This window comes from Pseudomonas sp. MWU12-3103b (assembly GCF_023100615.1).
Taxonomy (GTDB): domain Bacteria; phylum Pseudomonadota; class Gammaproteobacteria; order Pseudomonadales; family Pseudomonadaceae; genus Aquipseudomonas; species Aquipseudomonas putida_A.
Map to the genome: position 1 here is coordinate 354,087 of NZ_JALMEY010000001.1, position 21,228 is coordinate 375,314.

Below are 21,228 nucleotides of genomic sequence, written 5' to 3' on the forward strand. Positions count from 1 at the left end.
AACCGTCTTCGGACGGTTTTTTTGTGCCTGCGATTCACGGCTTTCGCTGTCCTTTGCAGCAAAGTCGAGGCAAGCTCGGTCTACCCCTATTCACGGAACGGGCAGGAGGCTTCAGATGGTGCAGTTGTGTTCGATCGAACAGGCAGTGGACGAGGTGCTTGCACGCCTGCCGGCGCATATCCACATGGGCATGCCGCTGGGCTTGGGCAAGCCCAATCACTTCGTCAACGCGCTGTACCGGCGGATCAAGGATTTGCCCGAACGACAGCTGACGATGTACACCGCGCTATGCCTGGGGCGGCCGACGCTGGGCGACGGTCTGCAGAAGCGCTTCATCGAACCCTTCGTCGAGCGCGTGTTCGGCGACTACCCCGAATTCGATTTCCTCGCCGATCTGCAGCGTGACAGCCTGCCCGCCAACATCCGTATCGAACAGTTCTTCATGCAGCCCGGCAGCCTGCTCAACAGCCCGCCGGCCCAGCAGGATTACGTCAGCAGCAACTACAGCCACGCCGCCCGCGATATTAATGCCGCCGGCCTCAATCTGGTGGCGCAATTGCTCGCCAGCAGCAGCGAGCATCCCGATCGCCTGAGCCTGAGCTGCAACCCGGACATCACCCTCGACCTGTTGCCGATGATCACCAAGCGTCGCGACGCCGGGGAGACCATTCTGCTGGTCGGTCAGGTGCACACCGATCTGCCGTACATGCCCGGCGATGCCGAAGTCGATATCGACACCTTCGACCTGCTGATCGACGCGAAGGACAGCAGCACGCTGTTTTCCACGCCGAACATGCCGGTGGGTTTTCAGGATCACTTCATCGGTTTGCACGCCAGCACCCTGGTGCGCGACGGCGGCACCTTGCAGATCGGCATCGGTTCGATGGGCGACGCACTCACCGCCGCGTTGCTCGCGCGGCAGGCGGACAACGCCGGTTACCAAGCCTTGCTCAACGACATCAATCTCAGTCAGTGGGCACAGTTGATCGAGCGCGAGGGCGGCACTGCGCCATTCGCCAAAGGCCTGTATGGCTGCAGCGAAATGTTCGTCAACGGCCTGCTGGTGCTGGCCGATGCCGGGATCATCCGGCGCAAGGTCTACCCCGACGTGCACACTCAGGAGCAGGCCAACGCCGGCACCCTCGATGAGTCGGCGCAGACCGATGGCATCTCGGTGCACGGCGGCTTCTTCCTCGGCCCGCGCAGTTTCTACGAGCGCCTGCGCGAGCTGCCGCTGAGCAAGCGCCTCGAATTCAACATGACCCGCATCAGCTACATCAACGAGCTGTACGGGCAGGAAGAGCTCAAGCGCTTGCAGCGTCTCGATGCCCGGTTCATCAACACCGTGTTCACTATGACGCTGATGGGCGCGGGTGTGGCCGATCAATTGGAAGACGGGCGGGTACTCAGCGGTGTCGGCGGGCAATACAATTTCGTCGCCCAGGGCCACGCGCTGCACGATGCGCGCTCGATTCTGATCCTGCGCAGCTGGCGCGAGTCCGGCGGCGAGGTCAGCTCGAACATCGTCTGGGAGTACGGCCATTGCACGATTCCACGGCACCTGCGCGACATCGTGGTCACCGAGTACGGCATCGCCGATCTGCGCGGCAAGACCGATGCGGTGGTAATCGAGTCGTTGCTGAACATCAGCGATTCACGCTTTCAACCGGGGCTGATCGAACAGGCGCAGAAGGTCGGCAAACTGCCGCAGGATTTCCGCCTCGATCCACGCTTTGTCGACAACACCCCGCAACGTTTGCAGGCGATTGCGGCGAAGCATCCGAATCTGTTTCCCGAGTATCCGCTGGGTTGTGATTTCACCGCGATCGAACGGGATCTGCTGCGGGCGCTGAACTGGCTCAAGAGCAAGTTCAAGCTGAGCGAGATCTTGGAGCTGGGCAAGGCTGCGCTGGATGCGCCGGAGGCTTCGACGTTCCCCGAACACCTTGAACGTATGCAACTGACCCACCCGGAAGGCCTGAAAGAAGACCTGTTCCAGCGTCTGCTGCTCACCGGCCTCAAAGCCACCGCACAGTAACGGGCCACCCCAAAACCAACGGTGGGAGCGGGCTTGCTCGCGAAGGCGTCGTGTCAGTCAAAGAATAGCTCGACTGACACGACGCCTTCGCGAGCAAGCCCGCTCCCACAGGGGGTAATGCGGTGTGGCTTATTCGATGAAGGTAACGACGCCATCCTTCAGCGATTTCACGCGGGCCAGCGATTCAACGCGATAGCCCTGCGAATCCAGCTCGGCACGGCCGCCCTGGAACGACTTCTCGATCACGATGCCCAGACCGGCGACGGTGGCGCCAGCCTGTTTGATGATCGAGATCAGCGCCTGCGAAGCCTTACCGTTGGCCAGGAAGTCGTCGATGATCAGCACGCGGTCGCTGCTGGTCAGGTGACGCGGCGAGATGGCCACGGTGCTTTCGGTATTCTTGGTGAACGAGTAAACGGTCGCCGACAGCAGGTTTTCGGTCAGGGTCAGGGACTGCTGCTTGCGGGCGAAGATCACCGGCACACCGAGGTTCAGACCGGTCATGATCGCCGGAGCGATGCCCGAGGCTTCGATGGTGACGATCTTGGTGATGCCCGAATCCTTGAACAGCGTGGCGAATTCGTCGCCGATCAGCTTCATCAGGGCCGGGTCGATCTGGTGGTTCAGGAAGGCGTCAACCTTCAGGACCTGGTCGGAAAGCACGATGCCTTGTTCGCGGATTTTCTGCTGCAATGCTTCCATGAAGCTGTCCTCGTTCAGCGCTTGTGCGCCCTAAGCTTTAAAAAAGTGGTCAATTCTAGCGCTTTAACATCGCGCGTATATCAGCCAATGCGCTATTGCCGCGCACGGCTTTGACTTCGGTCGGTGTGTCGTCGTTGCCTTCCCACGCCAGGTCGTCCGGCGGCAGCTCATCGAGGAAACGGCTTGGCGCGCAGTCGATGATCTCGCCGTACTGTTTGCGCTTGGCGGCGAAGGTGAACGCCAGGGTTTGACGGGCGCGGGTGATACCCACGTAGGCCAGACGGCGTTCCTCTTCGATGGTGTCGGCTTCGATGCTGGAGCGGTGCGGGAGGATTTCCTCTTCCATGCCCATGATGAACACGTAAGGGAATTCCAGGCCCTTGGACGCATGCAGGGTCATCATCTGCACGCCTTCGGCGCCGTCCTCTTCTTCCTGCTGCCGCTCGAGCATGTCGCGCAGGACCAGTTTGCCAATGGCGTCCTCGACGGTCATTTCGCCGTCTTCGTCTTTTTCCAGGGTGTTCTTCAAGGCCTCGATCAGGAACCAGACGTTGCTCATCCGGTAGTCCGCAGCCTTGTCGCTGGAACTGTTGGTGCGCAGCCAGTTCTCGTAGTCGATGTCCATGACCATGCTGCGCAGCGCCGAGATCGGATCTTCGCCGGCACACTGCTCGCGCACCTTGTCCATGAAGCGCTTGAAGCGCGACAGGCGATCGGTGAAGCGGCTGTCCAGATGCTCGCCCAGACCGATTTCATCGGTGGCGGCGTACATCGAGATCTTGCGTTCGGTGGCGTAGTTGCCGAGTTTTTCCAGGGTGGTCGAGCCGATTTCCCGGCGCGGCACGTTGATCACCCGCAGGAAGGCGTTGTCGTCATCCGGGTTCACGATCAGGCGGAAGTAGGCCATCAGGTCCTTCACTTCCTGACGGCCAAAGAAGCTGTTGCCGCCGCTCAGGCGGTACGGCACCTGGTGGTGCTGCAACTTCAGTTCGATCAGCTTGGCCTGGTAGTTGCCGCGATAGAGGATCGCGAAATCGCTGTACGGGCGGTCGGTACGCAAGTGCAGGCTGAGGATTTCCATGGCGACGCGCTCGGCTTCGGCGTCCTCGTTGCGGCAGCGGATCACGCGGATCTCGTCACCGTGGCCCATCTCGCTCCACAGCTGTTTTTCGAATTCGTGCGGGTTGTTCGAGATCAGCACGTTGGCGCAGCGCAGGATGCGGCTGGTGGAGCGGTAGTTCTGCTCGAGCATCACCACTTTCAGCGACGGGTAGTCATCCTTGAGCAGCATCAGGTTTTCCGGCCGTGCGCCGCGCCAGGCGTAGATCGACTGGTCGTCGTCGCCCACCACGGTGAACTGATTGCGCTTGCCGATCAGCATCTTCACCAGCAGGTACTGGCTGGCGTTGGTGTCCTGGTATTCGTCGACCAGCAGGTAACGCACCTTGTTCTGCCACTTTTCGAGGATGTCGGCGTGCTCTTCGAAGAGCTTTACCGGCAGCAGGATCAGGTCGTCGAAGTCCACCGCGTTGAACGCCTTGAGCGTGCGCTGATAGTGGGTGTAGACGATGGCGGCAGTCTGTTCTTTCGGATTGCGCGCGTTTTCCAGCGCCTGGGCTGGCAGGATCAGGTCGTTTTTCCAGGCGCCGATCATGTTCTTGATCTCGTCGACGCCGTCGTCGCCTGCGTATTCCTTCTGCATGATGTCGGTCATCAGGGCTTTGACGTCGGTCTCGTCGAAGATCGAGAAACCGGGTTTGTAGCCCAGCCGCGCATGCTCCTTGCGGATGATGTTCAGGCCCAGGTTGTGGAAGGTGCAGACCGTCAGGCCGCGACCTTCGCCGGCACGCAGCAGGGTGCCGACCCGCTCCTTCATCTCGCGCGCGGCCTTGTTGGTAAAGGTCATGGCGACGATGTACTGCGCACGGATGCCGCAGTTCTGGATCAGGTGCGCGATCTTGCGGGTAATCACGCTGGTCTTGCCGGAGCCAGCGCCGGCGAGCACCAATAGAGGGCCGCCGACGTAGTTCACGGCTTCTTGCTGCCGGGGATTGAGTCGGGACATACGAAAATTCGGGAGTCGTTGACGAAATGGGCCGGCATTTTAACAGGCTCAGCGATTTGTGCTGCTCTGTCCGACTTGTGACGTACCACGCGATTCAAATTTGCCGGTTTTGTTACTTTCGCGGAGGATACACGGTGATTTTGCGGCTAATGTTCTCATTCGTGACACAAAATAACGTTCTGATAATCGTTGTCATTGAACATCGCAACGGCATAATGCCCCGCCCACATCATTGCAGAGTCTAGGGAGCTAGCTTGTCTACGCCTGTCGAACCCTTGCGTTTGCTGCTACTGGCCGAAGAGCCAGCGTGGACAGCGTTATTGCGCGAGTGTCTGGCTCCGATGGGGAGCTCGGCGGTGCTGATCAGTGCGCCGAGCTGGGAGTCGGTCAGCAGTCTGTTCGAAGACAATCGTCACGCGGTGTTGTTGACCGTTCCCGCGTTGCAGCCGGCCCCGGGCCGTTGCAGCCTGCCGACGGTGTTGCTGCTGGATCACGAGCCGGTCACCGCGCCGGTTGGTGTCAGCGACTGGCTGGTGTTCGACGCCCTCGACGCCGGCATGCTGCGCCGTTGTCTGCGCCATGTGCGTGAACGCGGCGTCCTCGAAAACACCCTGCAACGCCTGGCCGAACAGGATCCTCTGACCGGCATCGCCAACCGCCAGGGCTTCCAGACCCTGCTCGCGGCGCGCCTGGCGGAAAACGACGGCCGTGGTCTGGCCCTCGGGCATCTCGATCTCGACAACTTCCGTCACGCCAACGACGCCCTCGGTCATCAGGCCGGCGATCGCTTGATCTTGCAGGTCGTCGCGCGGCTGAAAAGTCAGCTTGAGGCCGGGGATCAACTGGCGCGGCTGGGCAGCGACGAATTTGCTCTGCTGATCGACACCCGCCGCGCGCCGCAACGCGCCGAGTGGATGGCCGAACGCATTACCGAAGCCCTCGCCGAACCGTATTGGGTCGATGGCGAAAGCCTGTTGATCGGCTCCAGCCTCGGCATCGCCCATGCCCGTGCACAGGGTGGTGCCGACCCGCTGATGTGGCACGCGCACATTGCCATGCAGCAGGCCAAGAGTACGCAGGGCTGCACCTTCCATATCTTCAACGAACGCATCAACCGCAACGCCCGGAGCATGGCCGACCTCGAAAGTGAGCTGCGCCGGGCCTTGCGCCGCGATGAGCTGGAGCTGCACTACCAGCCACGGCTGAATCTTGCAGACGGGCAGATCGTCGGCCTCGAAGCCCTGGTGCGCTGGCGCCATGGCGAGCGCGGTCTGCTGCCGCCGAGCGAATTCGTGCCGCTGGCCGAGCAGAGCGGTCTGATCGTGCCGCTGGGCTACTGGGTGATTTCCCGCGCGTTGCGCGACATGCAGGCACTGCGCGAGCGCGGGCTGCCGGCGCTGCACATGGCGATCAACCTGTCGTTCCGCCAGTTTCAGGACAGCCAGTTGCTGCCGACGCTCAGCCGGCTGATTGCCGAGCGCGGGGTCGAGGCGCAGTGGCTGGAGTTTGAGCTCACCGAAACCGCCGTCATGCGGCGCAGCGATCTGGTCAAACAGACCATGGACGCTCTCGGCCGTCTCGGTGTGCGTTTCTCGCTGGATGACTTCGGCACCGGGTTCTCGTCATTCGTGCACCTCAACAGCCTGCCGATCACCTTGCTGAAGATCGACAAAAGCTTTGTCGGCGGCATGGAGCAGCGCGAAGAGAACCGCAAACTGGTGCACGCGATGATCAACCTCGCGCATAACCTGCATCTGGAAGTGGTGGCCGAGGGGGTGGAAACCCCTGAACAGCTAGAACTGTTGCGCGGGTTTGGCTGCGATCAGGTGCAGGGTTATCTGATCAGCCGGCCGTTGCCGTTGGCAGAGCTGGTTGAATACCTGACCTTCGGCTCTAGCCAGCAGCCAGCCCTCGAAATCGTCAGTTGAACGCAATCTCCGGGTTAGGCATGAATCCCTGTGGGAGCGGGCTTGCTCGCGAAGGCGTCGTGTCAGTCAAAGCATAGGCTGCCTGACCCACCGCTTTCGCGAGCAAGCCCGCTCCCACAAGGGAATCTCAGTCTGCCTGAGCGACTGTGTACTGGTTTGATGACAGAGGTTCGCGCTGAATCATCCGCTTCATCTTCCATTCAAACGCCAGCGTCAGGCTCACCGCCGCGCACGCCAGTCCCAGCGCCAGACCCCACCAGACGCCCGTCGGCCCCCAGTTCAGGTGGAACGCCATCCACCACGCCGCTGGCGCGCCAATCAACCAATAACAAGCAAGGCCAACCAGAAACGTGGTTTTCGCATCCTTGAGTCCACGGATGCAGCCCATGGCGATGGTCTGCGTGCCGTCAAACAGCTCGAACCACGCCGCCACCGCCAGCAGGCTCACCGCCAGACGAATCACTTCGGCAAAGGCCGGATCGTTGTGATCAAGGAACAACCCGACCAACTGATTCGGCAACAGCCAGAACACCATGGCAAAACCCAGCATCACCACCGCACCGAAAACGATGCCGACCCGGCCGGACATCCGCGCATCGCTCAGTTGCCCGGCGCCGTAGTGCTGGCCGACGCGCATGGTGATCGCGTAGGACATCCCGGCCGGCACCATGAATGCCACCGAAACGATCTGCAGGGCGATCTGGTGTGCGCCCAGTTGCGTGCTGCCCATGGTGCCCATGCACAGGGCCGCGAAGGCAAACAGGCCGACTTCGACCGCGTAGGTGCCACCAATCGGCAGACCGAGGCGCCACAGTTCTTTCAGATACTGACGATTTGGCCGCGACAGGCCGGCGCGCAGCGGGTAAGCGTCGTAGGCCGGATGCCGGCGAATGTGCCAGGCCAGCGCGAGCGCCATGCAGTTGGCAACGATTGCCGTGACCAGGCCGATGCCGGTCAACCCCAGTTTCGGCAGGCCGAACATGCCGGTTATCAGTGCGTAATTGAGCAGGAAGTTGGCCACGGTGCCGCCGAGGCTGATGACCATCACCGGGGTCGCCCGGCCGATCGCACTGGTAAAGCCGCGCAGCGCCATGAAGCTCAGATAGCCGGGCAGGGCGAAGGGCAGGGCGATCAAAAATTGTCCAGCGGCGTTGACGTTGGTTTCGGTCTGGCCGAACAGCAGCAAGACCGGCTTCAGATTCCACAGCAGCAACCCGGCGCCCAGCGCCATCAGCCACGCTAGCCACAACCCGGCCTGGGTCAGGCGTGCCGCGCCGATGATGTCGCCGGCACCCTGACGGATCGCCACCAGCGTGCCGACCGCTGCAATCACGCCGATGCAGAAAATCGACACGAATGAATAACTCGCTGCCCCCAGTCCGCCGCCGGCCAGGGCTTCGGGGCTGAGGCGCGCCATCATCAGGGTGTCGGTCAGCACCATCAACATGTGCGCCAACTGTGAGGCGATCAACGGCCCTGCCAGCCGCAGGATGGCCCAGAGTTCGGTACGCACAGGATGCTGCATGGTCATCACCACTCATTGAAAGAGGGAACAGGGAGCCGTCGATTCTCGGCGCTTGGCAGGGTTTGCACAAAAGGATAAAAAGGATGGGTGGCATGATTAAAACTCATCATGAGTAAACCTCGCCGGGGTGGCCGGATGCCGCCAAAGGAGCTTTGTGTATGTCCCGTCGTCTTCCTCCCTTGTATGCCCTGCGCGCATTCGAAGCGGCGGCGCGGCACAGCTCGTTCACCCGGGCGGCCGAGGAATTGTCGATCACCCAGAGTGCAGTCAGCCGGCACATCAAGACGCTGGAAGAACATTTCGCCTGCAAGCTGTTTCATCGCAGTGGGCGCAACCTGCAACTGACGGAATCGGCGCGGATGCTGTTGCCCGGCATTCGCGATGGTTTCGCGGCGCTGGAGCGCGCCTGCAACACCTTGCGCGCCGAAGACGACATCCTGCGCATGAAAGCGCCGTCGACCCTGACCATGCGCTGGCTGCTGGCGCGACTCAGCCGCTTTCGCCATCTACAACCGGGCAATGAGGTACAGCTGACCAGTGCGTGGATGGACGTGGATTCGGTGGACTTCAACAACGAACCCTTCGACTGCGCCGTGCTGCTCAGTGACGGGCATTTTCCGCCGGACTGGGAAGCCAGCCTGCTGTTTCCCGAGGAGTTGATCCCGGTCGGTGCGCCAAACCTGCTGAATGACCAGCCGTGGGATGTGGCGCGGCTGGCCTCCACGGAGTTGCTGCATCCGACCCCGGATCGGCGTGACTGGCGCAGTTGGCTGGAGCACATGGGCCTGTCCGATCAGGTGTCGCTCAAGGGTGGGCAGGTGTTCGATACCCTCGAACTGGGGATGATCGCCGCGGCGCGAGGCTACGGGGTGTCGATGGGCGATCTGCTGATGGTCGCCGAAGATGTGGCGCAAGGAAGACTGAGCCTGCCCTGGCCGACCGCGGTCGCCAGCGGCCTGAATTATTACCTGGTATGGCCAAAAACCCGTCCGGGAGGTGAACGTTTGCGCCGTCTCAGCGACTTCCTGCAAGGCGAAGTGCGGGCCATGGCGTTGCCGGTGGTCAAGCGCTTGAGCTGAAACGTTAGAGCCGCCACAATGCCGGCCTTGTGCCATAACCCTGCTGTTCGCTCAAGTATTCGGCTTTACCGCCGAATACGTGCATGTGGAACCGCCGTGCAGGTATCCACGATTCACCCCCATTAGAAAATTATCCGAGCTGCGATCAAGGAGGATCGGCAAGTTCGGCCAGGAGCTGTCCATGTCTCAACCTCGCGCTCGGATCGCCTCGCAGCTGGGCCTCGCGCTCGCTGTGATACTGGCGATCGTCATCAGCGGCAGTACGGTGTTCGCCCTGCGTTCGCTGGATTCCGCCAACCTCGCCACCCGTGAAGAGCACCTCGCCAGTGAGGCGCGGCTGCTGGCCGACCAGTTGAGCACTTTCCACGGCACGCTGCGCGAAAGCACCCAGCGCCTGAGCGGGCTGTTCGAGAAACGCTTCAGCGCGGGCCTGAGCATTCACCCGGATGAACCGGTGAACGTCGCCGGCACCCAGACCCCGGGCCTGCACTTGGGCAGCGAAGTGTTGAACAACAACTTCAAGGAAGTCGACGAGTTCAAGCAGATGACCGCCGGCGTTGCCACGCTGTTCGTGCGTAGCGGCGAAGACTTCGTGCGGGTCAGCACCTCGCTGACCAAACAGGACGGCACGCGCGCTATCGGCACTCTGCTCGATCACGCACACCCGGCCTACGCGAAGTTGATGGCGGGTCAGGGTTACGTCGGCCGCGCGCTGCTGTTCGATCGTTCCTACATGACCCAATACACCCCGGTGCGCGATGGCAGCGGCAAAGTGATTGCGGTGTTGTTCGTTGGTTTTGATTACACCGATGCGCAGAACGCCCAGTTCGACAACCTCAAGCGCTTCCGCATCGGCCAGACCGGTTCGCTGGCGCTGCTGGATGAGCAGAACAAATGGTTGGTGGCCCCGGCGGGCGTCCAGGCATTGGATCAGGCGGTTACGGTGATTGGCGCTCTGGCCAAGACCCCTGGCAAAGGTCAGTTCTGGGGCGACAAGAACGAAGATTTCTACAGTGTTTCGGTACCGTTCGACGGTGGGCCGTGGGCGGTAGTGGCGAGCATGCCGAAAGCCGAGATTCGCGCGGTGACCTGGAGCGTCGGCACGCAACTGGCCATCGGCAGCCTGCTGGCGATGCTGTTGGCGGTGGGTTCGGTGGTGTGGTTGCTGCGCAGCAAACTGGCGCCGCTGAGTGATCTGGTACGTCAGGCCGAAGCGCTGGGTGCCGGTGATCTGAGCGTGCGCCTGAACGTGTCGAGCAACGACGAGATCGGACAGTTGTCCCGTGCGTTCAACCAGATGAGCCAGGCGCTGTCGACGATGGTCGAACACATCCGCCGCTCCTCGGAAGAGGTCAACAGCCGCGCCCAGGCATTGTCCGGTTTGTCCGGTGGTGCCTACGAAGGCATGGAGCAGCAGTCCGGCGAAATCACCAGCATGGCCGGTGCGGTAGAGGAGTTCAGCGCCACCTCGCTGAACATCGCCGACAACATGGGGGCCACCCAGCGTCTGGCCCAGGAAAACGCCCAGCAGACGCAGATCGGTCGTACTTCCATGGACGAGGCCTCTTCCTCGCTGGAGCAAATCGCTGGCGCGCTGAACACCACGGCTACCGTGATCAACACCCTTGGCCAGCGTTCCCAGGAAATCGGCGGCATTGTCAGTGTGATCACCTCGATTGCCGAACAGACCAACCTGCTGGCGCTCAACGCGGCCATCGAAGCGGCCCGTGCCGGTGAACAGGGCCGTGGTTTTGCCGTGGTCGCCGATGAGGTGCGTAACCTGGCGTCGCGCACCCGTCAGGCCACTGATGAAATCTCCGGGATGATTCACAGCATCCAGCAGGAAACCGGCAACGCCATCAGCACCATGGAGCAGGGCAATCTGCTGATGCAGGAAGGCCTTTCGCGCAACGCCAACGTGGCGTCGGCGCTGGCGCGGATCGATGAGCAGAGCCGTTCGGCAGGGCAGCAGTTCGCCGCGATTACCACCGCGACCCAGGAGCAGAGCAGCACCGCGACATTGTTGAGCAGCAATTTGCAGAGCATTGCGCTGGCCAACAGTGAGCAGCGTGAGGTTGTGTCGAACCTGGCTGTTACGGCTAAAGAGCTGGAGAAACTGGCGGCGGACTTGCGTTCCGAGGTTGATCGCTTCCGTTAATACAGCCTTGATATCGCTTTCGCGAGCAAGCTCGCTCCCACAGTTTCCGGCGTGAATCACAGATTCTGTGAACACCCGAGATCCCTGTGGGAGCGAGCTTGCTCGCGAATGGATCCCCGCCAGTTCTTGGTAAATCACACGATCGCAAGCTCCATTGCACTTGCTGAAACGTTTCCGCAGCGCTATAAAAATGGCACAACTCCAATAAAGGCTGCTGCCATGACCCCGTTCAAACTCGCCGTTGCATTCGGCGCACTCTCTGCTGCTTCCCACGCCATGGCCTGGGATTACGTACTCCTCGATACCAACAAGCCTGCGCAAAACTGGAGCATTACCAGTGAGCAGCTCGGGGTGAAAACCGACAAGCCTTTCTCCGTGAGTCTGCGAACCTTGCACGGCGGACGACAGGAAGGTGTCAGCATCGTCGATATCGATAACGGCACGATGAAACTCTCGGTGGTGCCGACCCGCGGCATGAATGTCTTGCAGGCGTCGGTTGGTAACGTGCGCATGGGTTGGGATTCGCCGGTCAAGGAAGTGGTCAACCCGGCCTTCATCGAACTCAATGGACGCGGTGGTCTGGGTTGGCTGGAAGGCTTCAATGAGCTGGTGGCCCGCTGCGGTTATGAATGGGTCGGCCATCCCGGCATGGACAATGGTGAGTTGCTGACTCTGCACGGCCGCGCCGCCAACATCCCGGCCAGCAGCGTCACGCTGCACATTGACGAAAAACCACCCTACGCCATCAGTCTGCGCGGTGAACTGAAGGAACAGGCGTTCAAGAAAGTCGATTTCTCGGTCGTCACTGAGCTGGTCACCGAGCCGGGCAGCGTGCGCTTTGCCCTCAACGATACGCTGACCAACAACGGCGATTATCCGAAGGAATACCAGGCGCTGTATCACAGTAACTTCAGTACACCGTTCCTTGAGCAGGGCGCGCGGTTCGCGGCGCCGGTGAAACAGGTCTCGCCGTTCAACGACAAGGCCAAAGCCGAGTTGGCGGACTGGCAGACTTATCGCGGTCCAACCAAGGACTACGACGAAACCGTCTATAACGTCGTGCCCTACGCCGACGCAAAAGGCGAAACCCTGACTGTTTTGCACAACAAGGCTGGCAGCCTCGGTGTCTCCGTTGGCTTCAATACACAACAGCTGCCAGTGTTTTCCCTGTGGAAAAATACCGACACCCGAGGGCAGGGCTATGTCACGGGCCTTGAGCCAGGCACCAGCTTTTCCTACAACCGCCGCTATCAGCGTCCGCTGAACCTGGTGCCGACCATTGCGCCAAAGGCCAGCCAACAGTTTCAGATCAGCTACAGCCTGCTGGCAGACAAAGGCGCCGTGGATAATGCGTTGAAGCGCGTGAGTGAAATCCAGGCCGGGCGTGAAACCGAAGTGCGGCAGACGCCGCTGGTGGATCTGACCGAGCATTAAGGCGTCGCCGGCCGGTATTGCAGCGCCTCGGCCAGATGCTCACGGCTGATTGCATCGACTTGCTCAAGGTCTGCCAGGGTTCTGGCGACCTTGAGCAAACGATGGGCTGAGCGCAGTGACAAGGTCAGCCGTTCGCAGGCAGACTCCAGCCATTTCTCATCGGCTGTGGATAACTGGCAGTGCCGCTTCAGGCCTGGCAGATCGAGGAACGCATTGGCACAACGCTGACGCTTTTGCTGGCGTTCGCGTGCCTCAGCCACCACGGCTGCCGCACTGGCGCTGTCCTCGCCTGGCTTCACTGCCGGATTCAACGCCGTCGCTTCCCGCGCCACCGTCAGGTGCAGATCGATCCGATCCAGCAACGGCCCCGATAGCTTGTTGCGGTAGCGCTGCACCATGTCCGGTGTACAAGAGCACTTGCCGCTCGGCTCGCCAAGATATCCACAAGGGCACGGATTCATCGCCGCCACCAACTGGAAGCGCGCCGGAAAACGCACGCGATCCTTGGCTCGGGCAATCACGATATGCCCTGATTCCAGCGGCTCGCGCAGCACCTCCAGCACCTTGCGATCAAATTCCGGAAGCTCGTCGAGAAACAGCACACCGTGGTGGGCGAGGGTGATCTCGCCGGGTTGCGGTTTCGAGCTGCCACCGACCAGCGCCGGCCCGGAGGCCGAGTGGTGTGGCTGGCGAAAGGGCCGTTGCGGCCAATGGGTCAGTGGCACGCCGCTGGCGACCGATTGAATCGCCGCCACTTCCAGCGCCTCGCATTCTGAGAGTGGCGGCAGCAGCCCCGGCAAGCGACTTGCCAGCAATGTTTTGCCCGTCCCCGGTGGCCCGCTGAACAGCAAATTGTGCGCGCCCGCTGCGGCAATCAGCAGCGCGCGTTTCGCGGCCATCTGTCCTTGCACCTCATTGAGGTCGGGATAAGGTTTCGCCGCATGGATCAGCCCGTCCGAGACATAAGGCTCGACCGGCGTATGCCCGTTGAAATGCGCCACTGCTTCCAGCAGATGATCCACCGCAAACACCTTCAAACCCGAAGCCAGGCACGCTTCCTCGGCATTCGCCCGCGGCACCACCAGTGCCCGCCCGGCCTTGCGCGCCGCCAGTGCCGCCGGCAACACCCCGCGTACCGGCCGCACAGCGCCGGACAACGCCAATTCACCAAGGCATTCCACCTCATCCAGCGTCAGACACGGCACCTGCACACTCGCCGACAGAATCCCCAAGGCAATCGCCAGATCAAAGCGCCCGCCATCCTTGGGCAAGTCCGCCGGCGCCAGATTCAAGGTGATCCGCCGCGCCGGAAACTGCAGCCCGGAATTGATGATCGCGCTGCGCACGCGATCCTTGCTCTCCTTTACCGCCGCTTCAGGCAGGCCGACCATGGTCAGCGAGGGCAGACCGTTGGCCAGATGGACTTCGACGGTGACAGCGGGAGCATCCACGCCAACCTGGGCGCGGCTGTGGACGATGGAGAGGGACATGGTCGTTCCTTGAGCTGAATCGGGGACCGCTTCCTGCGGGTTTTTGAAGGGTAGTTGGGGAAGGGCGATCAGGCGGGGGCGAACTTTCACTGGATGTTGCGGGAAAGCGGTCAACCAATTTCGAGGCGAAAAAAAAACCGCCTTGAGGAGACGGTTTTCAGTTTGCAGGCTTCGGTGAGGCCAAGGCCTGCGTATCCTTTGCGGACACACTCACGTGCGATCAGGTTATGCATGTTTGCTCATTGGCGCAAGTATCAGATGGGCTTGAAAGGGGGGCAACGGTCCCGTTGATAGCGCCTCATAACGACTTGATACAAGTTGTTTAAATCGCTTTCTAAGGGCTGTCATAAAGTCCGCAATGACGATGCCCACTCATGGGGTATTCGCGAAGTGTGGCCGGGAGCGCAAAGACTTCATGTTCCTCGACACGGTGTGAGACCCGTGCCGGTGCTGTATTTGAGGAACCCACACCCGGCCGCCTTGGCGGACATACTCACGTGTAGTCCCGAAGGTGTTCGTACGCCGGAAAGTGCATCGGAGGTTTGGCCCCACGCAAGGAGGGCCAAAGTATGTCTAAGTTTCTTAAACATATGTGGCGCCTCGTCAGAATCGCGCTATGGGCTTTTCGCCTGTACGAGTTTCTGCGAGACCGTTGGAATAATTCGTTGTAGAGGATTGATCTGACGGAAACCGCTCCTGCCTCGGCAGGAGCGGTTTAATTTCTTTCGCAAACTTCAAGGCACTTTGGCTCAGGGTCTGCAGACTTACTCGGCCGGCGGCGTCAGCTTGGCTTCCATCTCGGCGACTTTGGCCTCAAGGCTTTCGAGGCGAGCACGGGTACGCGCCAATACAACCATCTGACTATCAAACTCTTCACGGCTCACCAAATCGAGTTTGCTGAAGGCACTCTGCAGCAGCATCTTGAACTGGCTTTCGATTTCGGCTTTCGGCAGCGGGGTGTCGCCGCTGAACAGGCGGGAGGCGGTGCCGCTCAGGGCGTCGAGGAAGTCTTTGGGCGCGAGCATGGAATGTGTCCTGTAAACAGTGGCGGGCAGTGTATCACGCAGTGTCTATAGTCATTGACGCAGGCACGGATGCACGCTTTTCGCGCAGGCGGACGGACGGCAGCGCACCGTTGTTGTGCGTAACCGTTGGGGCTTTTTTGCGCGGGCGCCTGTGGCAGCGGCCAAGGGCTTGAAATCAGAGGAATTTGGCGAGATGGCAAGCTTTCTGCTTAGTCGGTAGTGACCCATGCACTGATGCAGTCGCTGTGACGAATGCAGTGCGGCAGGCGGGACGGGGAGTTTCGCCGGCAGCGGTTAGCTGGCGTCAGTCGGGCAGGTAAGGCCGACGATGCGTTACAAAGCCAGGCACTGCGCTTAGACTTGAGTCGGGTTTGTTTTCCTGGGGCAAGTCCACCAATTCGGGAGAGAGTTTCATGAAGCTAGTCACTGCCATCATCAAGCCGTTCAAGTTGGACGACGTGCGCGAGTCGCTGTCCGAAATCGGCGTGCAGGGCATTACCGTTACTGAAGTCAAAGGCTTCGGCCGGCAGAAGGGTCACACCGAGCTGTATCGCGGCGCGGAGTATGTGGTCGATTTTCTGCCCAAGGTGAAAATCGACGTTGCTATCGACGACAAGGATCTGGATCGGGTTATCGAGGCGATAACCAAGGCTGCCAACACCGGCAAGATCGGTGACGGCAAGATCTTCGTGGTCAATCTGGAACAGGCGATCCGCATCCGTACCGGCGAAACCGATACCGACGCGATCTAAACGCCGCCACAAACCCAACGCCCCAGGAGAAAACAATATGACTCTGCGTAAATTCGCAGGGCTAGGCGCCCTGTTGTCCATCGTAATGCCCGGCCTGGCTATGGCGGCAGATCCGGTGGCGCCTCCAGTCCTCAATTCCGGCGACACCGCCTGGATGCTGACCTCCACAGCCCTCGTGCTGTTCATGACCATTCCGGGCCTCGCGCTGTTCTACGGCGGCATGGTGCGGTCGAAAAACATTCTTTCGGTGATGATGCAGTGCTTCGCCATTACCGGCCTGGTCACCATCCTGTGGTTCCTTTATGGCTACAGCATGGCGTTCGACACCACCGGGATGGAAGCCAACGTCGTCAACCTGAACTCCTTCGTCGGCAGCTTTGCCAAGGCCTTCCTCGCGGGCGTCACGCCTGCCAGCATTACCGGCCCGGCAGCGCTGTTCCCTGAAGCAGTGTTCGTCACTTATCAAATGACCTTCGCCATCATCACCCCGGCGCTGATCGTCGGTGCCTTCGCCGAGCGCATGAAGTTCTCCGCGATGCTGGTGTTCATGGGCGTCTGGTTCACGCTGGTCTATGCGCCGATCGCGCACATGGTCTGGAGCGGTCCGGGTTCGCTGCTGGGCGACTGGGGCGTGCTCGATTTCGCGGGCGGCACCGTGGTCCACATCAACGCCGGTATCGCCGGTCTGGTGGCGTGCCTGGTACTGGGCAAGCGCAAAGGCTTCCCGACCACCCCGATGGCACCGCACAACCTTGGTTACACCCTGATGGGCGCGGCCATGCTGTGGGTCGGCTGGTTCGGCTTCAACGCCGGTTCCGCCGCAGCCGCCAACGGCACCGCCGGCATGGCGATGCTGGTGACTCAGATCGCGACCGCTGCCGCTGCACTGGGCTGGATGTTCGCCGAGTGGATCACCCACGGCAAACCTAGCGCACTGGGCATTGCCTCGGGTGTGGTTGCAGGTCTGGTGGCAATCACGCCGGCAGCCGGTACCGTGGGCCCGATGGGCTCGCTGATCATCGGTCTGGCGGCCGGTGTGGTGTGCTTCTTCTGCGCGACCACGCTGAAACGCAAACTCGGTTACGACGACTCCCTGGATGCCTTCGGCGTGCACGGTATCGGCGGTATCCTTGGCGCGATCCTCACCGGCGTGTTCGCCGCGCCGGCGCTGGGTGGCTTCGGCACCGTGACCGACATCGCTTCGCAAGTGTGGATTCAGTGCAAAGGTGTCGGCTTCACGGTGATCTACACCGCGATCGTCACCTTCATCATCCTCAAGGTACTGGACGTGGTCATGGGCCTGCGTGCCACCGAGGAAGAAGAGGCAGTGGGTCTGGACCTGGCACAACACAACGAACGCGGCTACAACCTGTAAGTACGCGCATCGAAAAAACTTGCCCGGCTTGCCGGGCATTTTTTTGTCTGGAATTTGTCATTCAGGTAGTGGCTGAAAGGATTTTTCGTACGGCTTTGGTCGTGTTTACGACAAGCGTTTTTCTGCGGCCAATCGCTTACATCATTGCAGGAATATTAGGGCCTTTGTTTTTTCCCAGAGCGCGCTAGAATGCGCCCCGAACGTGCGGAGAACTGTATGTGGCAACAGACTCTGATAACCCTGCGGGCACGGCCCCGGGGCTTTCATCTGGTAACGGACGAGTTACTCGCCGGCCTGCCTGAACTCAAGGCGTGCCGGGTCGGTCTGTTGCATTTGTGGCTGCAGCATACCTCGGCGTCGTTGACCATCAACGAGAACGCCGATCCGGCGGTCCGTCGCGACTTCGAACGATTTTTCAATCGTCTGATCCCACAAGGAACAGACGGCTATGAGCATAACGACGAAGGCCTGGACGACCTCCCGGCGCACTTCAAGGCCAGCGTACTTGGCTGCCAGATCAGTCTGCCGGTTTCGGCAGGGCGACTGGCTCTGGGAACCTGGCAAGGCGTTTATCTGGGCGAGCACCGTGATCATGGCGGTGCCCGTAAAGTCCTCGCCACCCTGCACGGTGAAGGGGCGTAAACCGTTGGTCACCAGCGGTTACCGATTTTTTTACGGCGACTTTCGACAGTCGCCAAAGCTGGTCTATAACTAATCTGCTTTTCGCAAGTCATGAGGTAGAACATGAGCGACGATGATCTGGAAAACGACGACCTCGAAGTAGGCGACGAAGACGAGGCCGAGGACGGTCTGGAAGCAGCAGCGGAAGACGTTGCTGAAGACGATGGCGGTGACGATACGCCGGCCCCGGCTGCCAAAGGCAAAGCCAAGGCTGCGGTGTCGGTCGACGAGTTGCCGAGCATCGAAGCCAAGAACAAGGAGCGCGACGCCCTGGCCAAGGCCATGGAAGAATTCCTTGCGCGCGGTGGCAAGGTGCAGGAAGTGGAGGCCAACGTGGTCGCCGATCCGCCCAAGAAGCCGGATAACAAGTACGGCAGCCGCCCTATCTGAGGCGTGCTACCTGCTTGCTGAAAAAGCCCGCCGTCGCTGCGGGCTTTTTCATGCCTGGAATTCCGGACGCGCCACTATCCCCTGTAGGAGTGAGCCTTGTGGTGAGGGGATTTATCCCCGATGGGTCGCGAAGCGGCCCCTAATGCAGCACCCCCACCGTCCTGAGACACCGCGCAAGATGACTTCACGGCTGCTGCGCAACCGATCGGGGATAAATCCCCTCACCACAAGAAAGCGGTATTGCGTCAGGCGGAGAGGGCATTCCAGCGGGCGAGCACTGCTGGCAAATCGGTCAGGCTACGGATCTCGGCATCCGGAAGCCGCTCGGCTTCCCAGACCTTGCCCGTCGGGTTGAACCAGATCGCGCGCATCCCCGCCTGCTGTGCCCCGGCGATGTCATCGCCCGGATGATCACCAATGTGCACCGCCAGGTCTGCGCTCACACCACCGCGCTGCAGAGCTTCATGGAACAGGCGTACATCCGGCTTGGCGATGCCGATGTCTTCCGCGCACAAGGCAAACTTGAAGTAATCCGCCAGGCCCAATCGACGCACGTCGGCATTGCCGTTGGTGACCACGCCGAGGGCGTAGTGGTTGGCAAGGATTTCCAGGGTCGGTTCGACCTCCGGGAACACCTCGATCTGATGCCGCGCATGCAGGAATACTTCAAAGCTTTTGTCGGCCAGATCCGCAGCTTCGCCGTGGGCGTACCCGGCTTCCTCCAGTGCGTGGAACAGCACCCGCCGACGTAACGCACTGATGCGGTGCTTGAGACCCGGTTCGCTGGCCAGTACCCGCTCACGAATCCCCCACAAATGCTCCACCGGTACCGCGCCCAGATTCGGCGCGTGTTCGCTCAGCCATTCGCGCAACACCGCTTCGGCGCTGACGATCACCGGGGCGGTGTCCCACAGGGTGTCGTCGAGGTCGAAGGTGATCAACTGGATGTTCATGAATCGTCGCCTTTGCTGCGTTTGGCCCGTGGGTGGGCGCTGTCATAGACCGCCGCCAGGTGCTGGAAGTCTAGGTGGGTGTAGATCTGCGTGGTCTTGATGTCCGAGTGGCCGAGCAGTTCCTGCACCGCGCGCAGGTCCTGCGAGGATTCCAGCAAGTGGCTGGCAAAGGAATGCCGCAGCATGTGCGGGTGCAGGTTCTGCCCCAGTTCGCGCTCGCCGGCCAGTTTTACTCGCACCTGAATCGCCCGTGGGCCGAGGCGCCGACCTTGTTGGCTGACGAATACGGCGTCGTCGGCCGGGTTGGTCATGGCCCGCAGCGGCAGCCATTGCTCCAGTGCTTCGCGCGCCTTTTTGCCGACCGGCAGCAGGCGGGTCTTGCTGCCCTTGCCGAGCACCTGAACCATGCCGTCGGCCAGATCCAGCTGATCGAGATTGAGCCCGGTCAGCTCGGACAGGCGCAGGCCCGAGGAATAGAACAATTCGAGAATCGCCTGATCGCGACGGGCGAGAAAGTCGTCCTCGACCGCACCTTCAAGCAGTTGCAATGCGCGGTCAGTGTCGAGGGTTTTCGGCAGACGCCGTTCGCCTTTCGGCGGCGCCAGGCCGGTCGCCGGGTCGTGATCGCACAGACCTTCGCGATTCAGATAGTGATAGAGCCCGCGCACCGCCGAGAGCAATCGGGCGAGACTGCGTGACGACTGCCCCTGCGCATGCAGGCGGGCGATCAGGCTGCGCAGACGCTGAATATCCAGCGCCGCCCAACTGCCAATGTTCTGCTTGAGGCACCAGCCGAGGACTTTATCGAGGTCGCGGCGGTAGGCCGACAGGGTGTGCGGCGACACCTGTCGCTCACTGCGCAGGTGTTCGCAGTAAGCGTCCAGTTGTCGTTCCATGCTCAGCGTACCGAGCGCAGGGAGCTGTTGACCCGTGGCAGCACGCGACCCATGACTTCAGCGATGTAGCTGAGGAACAGCGTGCCCACCGAACTCTTGTAGTGCTGCGGATCACGGCTGGCGATCGCCAGAATGCCGTGGATGCCTTGATGGCTGACCGCAACTACCGCCGTCGAGCCGATCTGCTTGCGCTGTTCTTCGCCGAACAGGAAGTCCAGCTCATGTTCTCGCAGAGTGCCGCTGACGCTCTTGCCTTCGGTGAGCAGACCGCCGATCGCGGTTTGCGCGTCGGCATGAGTCACCCAGCGGCCAACCGGTGCCGGGTTGTCGCCGAGCAGGATCAGGCTGACAAAGGGCACCTGAAAGTCCTGGCGCAGGCTGTCTTCGACGCTGATCACCACGTCTTCCAGACTGGCCGCGTCCATCAGCGACAGAATCAGGCGACGGGTCTTGTCGAACAGCCGGTCGTTGTCGCGGGCGACGTCCATCAACTGCGAAAGGCGGTGGCGCATCTCGATGTTGCGGTCGCGCAGGATGCTCATCTGGCGTTCGACCAGCGAAACGGTGTCACCGCGCTGGTGGGGAATGCGCATGGCAGGCAGCAGTTCTTCGTGCTCGACGAAGAAGTCCGGATGAGCCTCCAGGTATGCGGCAACCGCTGCCGCCTCCAGGCTCTCGGACGCGGATTCGTCGGACTGTCGGGCGGGTACCTGAGGCTTATCGGTCATGGCTTCTGC

At 61.2% G+C, this 21,228-nt stretch carries 17 protein-coding genes; 9 read left to right on the forward strand and 8 right to left on the reverse strand.

Annotated features, from left to right (window positions below):
* The first annotated feature begins 115 nt into the window (after positions 1-115).
* Positions 116-2,038 (forward strand): acetyl-CoA hydrolase/transferase C-terminal domain-containing protein, encoded by a 1,923-nt coding sequence (locus M0808_RS01630; RefSeq protein ID WP_247839657.1) that lies wholly within the window; start codon positions 116-118, stop codon positions 2,036-2,038.
* Positions 2,039-2,167: 129 nt separating this feature from the next.
* Here the strand turns inward: M0808_RS01630 and M0808_RS01635 are convergent, their stop codons facing one another.
* Both M0808_RS01635 and rep read right to left on the reverse strand, forming a co-directional pair.
* Complete coding sequence (locus tag M0808_RS01635) at positions 2,168-2,740, reverse strand: xanthine phosphoribosyltransferase (RefSeq protein ID WP_247839658.1); 573 nt, start codon at positions 2,738-2,740, stop codon at positions 2,168-2,170.
* Positions 2,741-2,795: 55 nt separating this feature from the next.
* Positions 2,796-4,805, reverse strand: coding sequence for a DNA helicase Rep (rep, locus tag M0808_RS01640; RefSeq protein ID WP_027610430.1), 2,010 nt, complete (start codon positions 4,803-4,805; stop codon positions 2,796-2,798).
* 254 nt (positions 4,806-5,059) lie between these two features.
* Here rep and M0808_RS01645 point away from each other — a divergent pair, with 254 nt between their 5' ends.
* On the forward strand, positions 5,060-6,733 hold the full coding sequence (locus M0808_RS01645; RefSeq protein ID WP_247839660.1) for a bifunctional diguanylate cyclase/phosphodiesterase: 1,674 nt from the start codon (positions 5,060-5,062) through the stop codon (positions 6,731-6,733).
* 127 nt (positions 6,734-6,860) lie between these two features.
* Here the strand turns inward: M0808_RS01645 and M0808_RS01650 are convergent, their stop codons facing one another.
* Positions 6,861-8,258 (reverse strand): NorM family multidrug efflux MATE transporter, encoded by a 1,398-nt coding sequence (locus M0808_RS01650; protein ID WP_027610432.1) that lies wholly within the window; start codon positions 8,256-8,258, stop codon positions 6,861-6,863.
* Positions 8,259-8,416: 158 nt separating this feature from the next.
* Between M0808_RS01650 and M0808_RS01655 the strand changes: the two genes are divergently transcribed.
* The 3 genes from M0808_RS01655 to M0808_RS01665 all read left to right on the forward strand — a co-directional run bounded on the left by M0808_RS01655 (position 8,417) and on the right by M0808_RS01665 (position 12,929).
* On the forward strand, positions 8,417-9,337 hold the full coding sequence (locus tag M0808_RS01655; RefSeq protein ID WP_210556344.1) for a LysR substrate-binding domain-containing protein: 921 nt from the start codon (positions 8,417-8,419) through the stop codon (positions 9,335-9,337).
* A gap of 181 nt (positions 9,338-9,518) precedes the next feature.
* Positions 9,519-11,495, forward strand: a complete 1,977-nt coding sequence (locus tag M0808_RS01660) for a methyl-accepting chemotaxis protein (RefSeq protein ID WP_027610434.1) — start codon at positions 9,519-9,521, stop codon at positions 11,493-11,495.
* A 219-nt stretch (positions 11,496-11,714) separates the two neighbouring features.
* Positions 11,715-12,929, forward strand: a complete 1,215-nt coding sequence (locus M0808_RS01665; RefSeq protein ID WP_247839661.1) for an aldose 1-epimerase family protein — start codon at positions 11,715-11,717, stop codon at positions 12,927-12,929.
* On the opposite strand, the gene M0808_RS01670 is transcribed toward M0808_RS01665, so the two are convergent.
* Both M0808_RS01670 and M0808_RS01675 read right to left on the reverse strand, forming a co-directional pair.
* On the reverse strand, positions 12,926-14,419 hold the full coding sequence (locus M0808_RS01670) for a YifB family Mg chelatase-like AAA ATPase (RefSeq protein ID WP_098966244.1): 1,494 nt from the start codon (positions 14,417-14,419) through the stop codon (positions 12,926-12,928). The genes M0808_RS01665 and M0808_RS01670 overlap by 4 nt on opposite strands.
* Positions 14,420-15,183: 764 nt before the next feature.
* A complete protein-coding gene (locus tag M0808_RS01675) occupies positions 15,184-15,444 on the reverse strand; it encodes an accessory factor UbiK family protein (RefSeq protein ID WP_007920416.1) in 261 nt (86 codons plus the stop codon).
* Between the two features lie 413 nt (positions 15,445-15,857).
* Between M0808_RS01675 and glnK the strand changes: the two genes are divergently transcribed.
* The 4 genes from glnK (at position 15,858) to sutA (ending at position 18,642) form a co-directional block, all read left to right on the forward strand.
* Positions 15,858-16,196, forward strand: coding sequence for a P-II family nitrogen regulator (gene glnK, locus M0808_RS01680; RefSeq protein ID WP_002555808.1), 339 nt, complete (start codon positions 15,858-15,860; stop codon positions 16,194-16,196).
* Positions 16,197-16,233: 37 nt separating this feature from the next.
* Complete coding sequence (locus M0808_RS01685; RefSeq protein WP_134784949.1) at positions 16,234-17,571, forward strand: ammonium transporter; 1,338 nt, start codon at positions 16,234-16,236, stop codon at positions 17,569-17,571.
* A 216-nt stretch (positions 17,572-17,787) separates the two neighbouring features.
* On the forward strand, positions 17,788-18,213 hold the full coding sequence (locus M0808_RS01690) for a secondary thiamine-phosphate synthase enzyme YjbQ (RefSeq protein ID WP_003229414.1): 426 nt from the start codon (positions 17,788-17,790) through the stop codon (positions 18,211-18,213).
* A gap of 102 nt (positions 18,214-18,315) precedes the next feature.
* Entirely contained in the window at positions 18,316-18,642 is a 327-nt protein-coding gene (gene sutA / locus M0808_RS01695; protein WP_007951900.1) for a transcriptional regulator SutA, read from the forward strand.
* A 245-nt stretch (positions 18,643-18,887) separates the two neighbouring features.
* On the opposite strand, the gene M0808_RS01700 is transcribed toward sutA, so the two are convergent.
* From M0808_RS01700 to M0808_RS01710, 3 genes are read right to left on the reverse strand one after another with little or no spacing between them, the layout of a single operon-like run.
* Entirely contained in the window at positions 18,888-19,595 is a 708-nt protein-coding gene (locus M0808_RS01700) for an HAD-IA family hydrolase (RefSeq protein ID WP_247839663.1), read from the reverse strand.
* A complete protein-coding gene (gene xerC, locus M0808_RS01705) occupies positions 19,592-20,491 on the reverse strand; it encodes a tyrosine recombinase XerC (protein ID WP_003229409.1) in 900 nt (299 codons plus the stop codon). Before xerC ends, M0808_RS01700 begins: the two co-directional genes overlap by 4 nt.
* Positions 20,492-20,493: 2 nt before the next feature.
* Positions 20,494-21,219, reverse strand: coding sequence for a DUF484 family protein (locus M0808_RS01710; RefSeq protein WP_097089519.1), 726 nt, complete (start codon positions 21,217-21,219; stop codon positions 20,494-20,496).
* Positions 21,220-21,228 lie beyond the last annotated feature (9 nt).

Excerpts from the sequence above, each read along its gene's own strand:
- M0808_RS01655 (WP_210556344.1), top strand. The coding sequence starts at position 8,417 with ATGTCCCGTCGTCTTCCTCCCTTGTATGCCCTGCGCGCATTCGAAGCG.
- M0808_RS01700 (WP_247839663.1), bottom strand. The coding sequence starts at position 19,595 with ATGAACATCCAGTTGATCACCTTCGACCTCGACGACACCCTGTGGGAC.
- xerC (WP_003229409.1), bottom strand. The coding sequence starts at position 20,491 with ATGGAACGACAACTGGACGCTTACTGCGAACACCTGCGCAGTGAGCGA.
- M0808_RS01690 (WP_003229414.1), top strand. The coding sequence starts at position 17,788 with ATGTGGCAACAGACTCTGATAACCCTGCGGGCACGGCCCCGGGGCTTT.
- M0808_RS01670 (WP_098966244.1), bottom strand. The coding sequence starts at position 14,419 with ATGTCCCTCTCCATCGTCCACAGCCGCGCCCAGGTTGGCGTGGATGCT.
- sutA (WP_007951900.1), top strand. The coding sequence starts at position 18,316 with ATGAGCGACGATGATCTGGAAAACGACGACCTCGAAGTAGGCGACGAA.
- glnK (WP_002555808.1), top strand. The coding sequence starts at position 15,858 with ATGAAGCTAGTCACTGCCATCATCAAGCCGTTCAAGTTGGACGACGTG.
- M0808_RS01650 (WP_027610432.1), bottom strand. The coding sequence starts at position 8,258 with ATGCAGCATCCTGTGCGTACCGAACTCTGGGCCATCCTGCGGCTGGCA.
- M0808_RS01660 (WP_027610434.1), top strand. The coding sequence starts at position 9,519 with ATGTCTCAACCTCGCGCTCGGATCGCCTCGCAGCTGGGCCTCGCGCTC.
- M0808_RS01685 (WP_134784949.1), top strand. The coding sequence starts at position 16,234 with ATGACTCTGCGTAAATTCGCAGGGCTAGGCGCCCTGTTGTCCATCGTA.
- M0808_RS01675 (WP_007920416.1), bottom strand. The coding sequence starts at position 15,444 with ATGCTCGCGCCCAAAGACTTCCTCGACGCCCTGAGCGGCACCGCCTCC.
- M0808_RS01665 (WP_247839661.1), top strand. The coding sequence starts at position 11,715 with ATGACCCCGTTCAAACTCGCCGTTGCATTCGGCGCACTCTCTGCTGCT.
- rep (WP_027610430.1), bottom strand. The coding sequence starts at position 4,805 with ATGTCCCGACTCAATCCCCGGCAGCAAGAAGCCGTGAACTACGTCGGC.
- M0808_RS01635 (WP_247839658.1), bottom strand. The coding sequence starts at position 2,740 with ATGGAAGCATTGCAGCAGAAAATCCGCGAACAAGGCATCGTGCTTTCC.
- M0808_RS01630 (WP_247839657.1), top strand. The coding sequence starts at position 116 with ATGGTGCAGTTGTGTTCGATCGAACAGGCAGTGGACGAGGTGCTTGCA.
- M0808_RS01710 (WP_097089519.1), bottom strand. The coding sequence starts at position 21,219 with ATGACCGATAAGCCTCAGGTACCCGCCCGACAGTCCGACGAATCCGCG.